Source organism: Microcystis sp. LE19-41.2A, assembly GCF_027530405.1.
GTDB classification, from domain to species: Bacteria; Cyanobacteriota; Cyanobacteriia; order Cyanobacteriales; family Microcystaceae; genus Microcystis; species Microcystis aeruginosa.
Genome location: NZ_JAPZQJ010000216.1, coordinates 1 through 3,166, shown reverse-complemented (window position 1 = coordinate 3,166; position 3,166 = coordinate 1). Strand labels below are relative to the sequence as shown.

Here is a 3,166-nt window from a genome sequence, read left to right as displayed (position 1 = left end):
ATGAAAATTTTTGCCAGTCTTCATCTTGCCAATTAGTATATTCTGAAATGTTGTTTGGCTCAGGGGAAATTAATCGGGTAAAGTTGGCAATTTTTTCAACAATGTCATCAGGTAATCGGTCAATCTGTTGGTGAAGTTCTTGACGAATTGTAGCAGACATAAGTTAAATTATTTGATTAAGGTGTAGAATGGATATTATTGATTATAACTCAGATATTGGGTGGTAATTTGGGAAAAAGTAATGTTGGGTTTCTACAAGAGCAGCGATCTGCTACGCAGTGCCTTCGGCATCGCACTCCTCATCCCCAAAAAGCGATCGCACTTGGCGTTCCTATCCCAAGCAGTGACAATTTTAAAGTTTAATCAACAAGATGACAGCGATCGCACTACAAGATCGGCATCTGTGATTGATGTACGGCGAAACTCATTTAATTCTTGTTGAGATAGGGGGAGACAGTCCGAATCTGCTTCGGCTGCTTTGTCAATTTCTTCCTCAGTCATTGCTTCAACTTTTTCCCAATCTGTCTTACCATGACTAACATTTTCGGGATCAAGTCTGACTCTGGTAATATTGTCGTCGTTCATTTTTATTGGCTCTCCTTGCTGAAATAATGCGGTATCTGCCGTTTCTTTTGGTATAGACGACCAATAAAACTACTTGATTAACTATACCGATTACTTGAATTCTAGTTTCATTATAATCACGTTTATCTTCTCTTTCCAGACAGTTGGGATCTAGAAAAATGTTTTTTGCATCTTCAAAATCAATTTTATGCTTGATCAAGTTGGCAGCAGCTTTATTATTGTCCCATTCTATCTCCATTTTATCGAGATTTTGTATCTAGTTCATAATATTTTGGATTATACATGATCGCCCTTTCCCATCATCAAAAAGCGATCACCAACTCCGAAACCTTGCTAACATAATAAAAAATCATATTCAATAAACCTCATCGTGAGTTCCAATATCAATTAGGTTGATCTCTTCTTCTTGGGTTTCAGGGTTTGATTCAAAATTGAAAATAATTCGACAATCATATTCAACAGAAAAAGCCCAAGCACCTGACAATTTCCCCTTTAGTTTATGGCTGCGTAATATTGGATTATAGAGATCGTCAGCGAGTAGTCTCAATTTGGCTTCTATTTTTGATTTTAAGTCGGGTTGTCGTTTAATCCTTGTTTTGAAAGCGCGTTTAAATGATTGGCTAAAAACCAAGTTAATCATTGTTTAGTTCGGCAATAATGGAATCAACATCTCCTCGAAAAACATTACCATTTTGATAGTCTTGTCGAGCTTGAGAAATATTTTGAGCAATTTGTTCTCGTCTTTTTTCGATTTGCCGATGTTTAACAATATTGATCAAGTCATCTTGTTCATCAAAAGAGAGATAGTCAATCATTTCTAAGATTTGACTAAATTGCATTGTTGGCGGCATTGTTACTTTCCCCTTTTTCAATACAGACTTTTATTTTACTCTGCTTGGGCAATAATGACATCCGCGATCGCGGATCGATGACAACTTTCCAACTCACAAAGAGAGATCGCCCCTCTTCATTCCCAAAAAGCGATCGCCCTTGGCGATCCTATCCCAAGCAATGGCAGTTTTAAAGTTTAATCAACAAGATGACAGCGATCGCACTACGTTCTTCGGCATCCCACTGACAGCTGCCATCAATGTGCATGGTGCGTTCCCCAAAAGCGATCGCTGGAGCAGTAGGACTTGCATTAGGGAACGCACCCTACGGCGATAGCGATCGCCTCTCCTTATCCCCAAAAAGCGATCGCCCTTGGCGTTCCCATCCCAAGCAATGACAATTTTAAAGTTTAATCAACAAGATGACAGCGATCGCACTACAAGATCGGCAATCATAGTTCAATTCCATTGATCCAAATTTCATACTCGCTTATATCAACTTCATCATTCCAAACGATTCCGCTACCTGATGGATCAAGTTGAAAGTTTTTAAAGAAAGCATAGTTTTTAAGGGAAGAAAACATCGTTTTTTCTAGTAGATTTTCACAGTTATATTTTCTAGCTTGATGATTAGAAAAATGCACCAATAGAGTATAATTTTCAATGATTTCGGCTGATGTTATTTTGGGATAAAGCATTGTTTTATTTCAAAGGTGGTAATTTATTAAATTCTTGAGTGTTCCACATTTTCAATAATTCTGATTGATAGATTGTTGCCCATTCTACAACCATTTTTGTGGCTCTATTAGGTAAGTCTCCTTCAATGATTTCTAAGGTTTCCAGATTAAATAGGGCGTTATATTCTCCATAAATCGCATGAAAATGGGGAGGTGGATGATCGGCAAAAAAGATTTTAATGATAATTCCATAAAATCGAGTAATTTCTGGCATAAATCTATTTTTATAAGTCTTGCTTTATGACAAAAATATTATAACAAAGCTTGTTGGGTTTTGTTACCTCGACCTAAACGACAAGATCAGCAATCGCACTCCTCATCCCCAAAAAGCGATCGCCAGTGACGTTCCTATCCCAAGCAATGGCAGTTTTAAAGTTTAATCAAGAAGATTACGGCGATCGCACTACGTTCTTCGGCATCGCACTGACAGCTGCCATCAATGTGCATGGTGCGTTCCCAAAAATCGATCGCTGGAGTAGCAGGACTTGCATTAGGGAACGCACCCTAGGACTGAGTTATACATTGTTTTTCTTTGTCAGTTAAATCAATATATTCAGTTTGTATTCGTTTATTCTTGATTAGTATTCTAAAATAAGGACATTTCCCATTTACTGATAAATCTTTATCATCATTCCCTTTCCTGAATTTAATTATTTCAAATTGGTCGGGATTGAATTTATGTAAAAATGTTATTGGTACACCCATAACCCCCTTGAAGTCTAGGGGAATGTCTTGAGTTTTATTGACATTAATTCCATCATAATTGTCATATTTTGGATATTCAGCTTCATTGCCAAAATATCTTTTTGTGAGAGCCATATCTTCCTGTCGTTTTGATGTGTCTAAGTTGGTTAACCATAAACAATTATTTGGAGAAACTATTCTATTTCCAGAATTGTCAATACGAGCTTCTGTTCCATAAAGTTCATATTGTTCGGGAACAATGAAACCAGAAATACCTCTACCAAGATTTATTCCTAACCAGGCTTTGTTTTCTTTAATTAGTTTGAAAAT

General features: G+C 36.9%; 9 protein-coding genes. 2 read left to right on the top strand and 7 right to left on the bottom strand.

Features of this window, described 5'->3' with window-relative positions; genetic code table 11:
• Positions 1-363: 363 nt before the first annotated feature.
• From O9290_RS09760 to O9290_RS09745, 4 genes are all read right to left on the bottom strand, one after another.
• Entirely contained in the window at positions 364-585 is a 222-nt protein-coding gene (locus tag O9290_RS09760; RefSeq protein ID WP_002757426.1) for a hypothetical protein, read from the bottom strand.
• Positions 551-823 (bottom strand): BrnT family toxin, encoded by a 273-nt coding sequence (locus O9290_RS09755; RefSeq protein WP_002757427.1) that lies wholly within the window; start codon positions 821-823, stop codon positions 551-553. The genes O9290_RS09760 and O9290_RS09755 overlap by 35 nt, the downstream gene beginning before the upstream one ends.
• A gap of 117 nt (positions 824-940) precedes the next feature.
• On the bottom strand, positions 941-1,225 hold the full coding sequence (locus tag O9290_RS09750) for a type II toxin-antitoxin system RelE/ParE family toxin (protein WP_043998863.1): 285 nt from the start codon (positions 1,223-1,225) through the stop codon (positions 941-943).
• Entirely contained in the window at positions 1,218-1,436 is a 219-nt protein-coding gene (locus tag O9290_RS09745; RefSeq protein WP_002757428.1) for a hypothetical protein, read from the bottom strand. The genes O9290_RS09750 and O9290_RS09745 overlap by 8 nt, the downstream gene beginning before the upstream one ends.
• Positions 1,437-1,681: 245 nt before the next feature.
• Between O9290_RS09745 and O9290_RS09740 the strand changes: the two genes are divergently transcribed.
• Positions 1,682-1,813 carry a hypothetical protein gene (locus tag O9290_RS09740; protein WP_288056637.1) on the top strand — a complete coding sequence of 44 codons (132 nt, stop codon included), beginning with the start codon at positions 1,682-1,684 and terminating at the stop codon, positions 1,811-1,813.
• A 54-nt stretch (positions 1,814-1,867) separates the two neighbouring features.
• Here the strand turns inward: O9290_RS09740 and O9290_RS09735 are convergent, their stop codons facing one another.
• On the bottom strand, positions 1,868-2,113 hold the full coding sequence (locus tag O9290_RS09735; RefSeq protein WP_002737254.1) for a DUF2442 domain-containing protein: 246 nt from the start codon (positions 2,111-2,113) through the stop codon (positions 1,868-1,870).
• A gap of 4 nt (positions 2,114-2,117) precedes the next feature.
• The gene (locus tag O9290_RS09730) at positions 2,118-2,366 is read right to left on the bottom strand and encodes a DUF4160 domain-containing protein (RefSeq protein ID WP_002736965.1); all 249 of its coding nucleotides are present in this window, start codon (positions 2,364-2,366) and stop codon (positions 2,118-2,120) included.
• Between the two features lie 125 nt (positions 2,367-2,491).
• On the opposite strand from O9290_RS09730, the gene O9290_RS09725 reads away from it, so the two are divergent.
• On the top strand, positions 2,492-2,695 hold the full coding sequence (locus O9290_RS09725; RefSeq protein ID WP_193977252.1) for a hypothetical protein: 204 nt from the start codon (positions 2,492-2,494) through the stop codon (positions 2,693-2,695).
• On the opposite strand, the gene O9290_RS09720 is transcribed toward O9290_RS09725, so the two are convergent.
• Positions 2,657-3,166: adenine-specific methyltransferase EcoRI family protein (locus O9290_RS09720; RefSeq protein ID WP_288087004.1), on the bottom strand; the 510-nt coding region annotated here is incomplete at its 5' end. The genes O9290_RS09725 and O9290_RS09720 overlap by 39 nt on opposite strands.

Coding starts and splice junctions, on each gene's coding strand:
- O9290_RS09760 (WP_002757426.1), bottom strand. CDS start 585: ATGAACGACGACAATATTACCAGAGTCAGACTTGATCCCGAAAATGTT.
- O9290_RS09755 (WP_002757427.1), bottom strand. CDS start 823: ATGGAGATAGAATGGGACAATAATAAAGCTGCTGCCAACTTGATCAAG.
- O9290_RS09750 (WP_043998863.1), bottom strand. CDS start 1,225: ATGATTAACTTGGTTTTTAGCCAATCATTTAAACGCGCTTTCAAAACA.
- O9290_RS09745 (WP_002757428.1), bottom strand. CDS start 1,436: ATGCCGCCAACAATGCAATTTAGTCAAATCTTAGAAATGATTGACTAT.
- O9290_RS09740 (WP_288056637.1), top strand. CDS start 1,682: ATGGTGCGTTCCCCAAAAGCGATCGCTGGAGCAGTAGGACTTGCATTA.
- O9290_RS09735 (WP_002737254.1), bottom strand. CDS start 2,113: ATGCTTTATCCCAAAATAACATCAGCCGAAATCATTGAAAATTATACT.
- O9290_RS09730 (WP_002736965.1), bottom strand. CDS start 2,366: ATGCCAGAAATTACTCGATTTTATGGAATTATCATTAAAATCTTTTTT.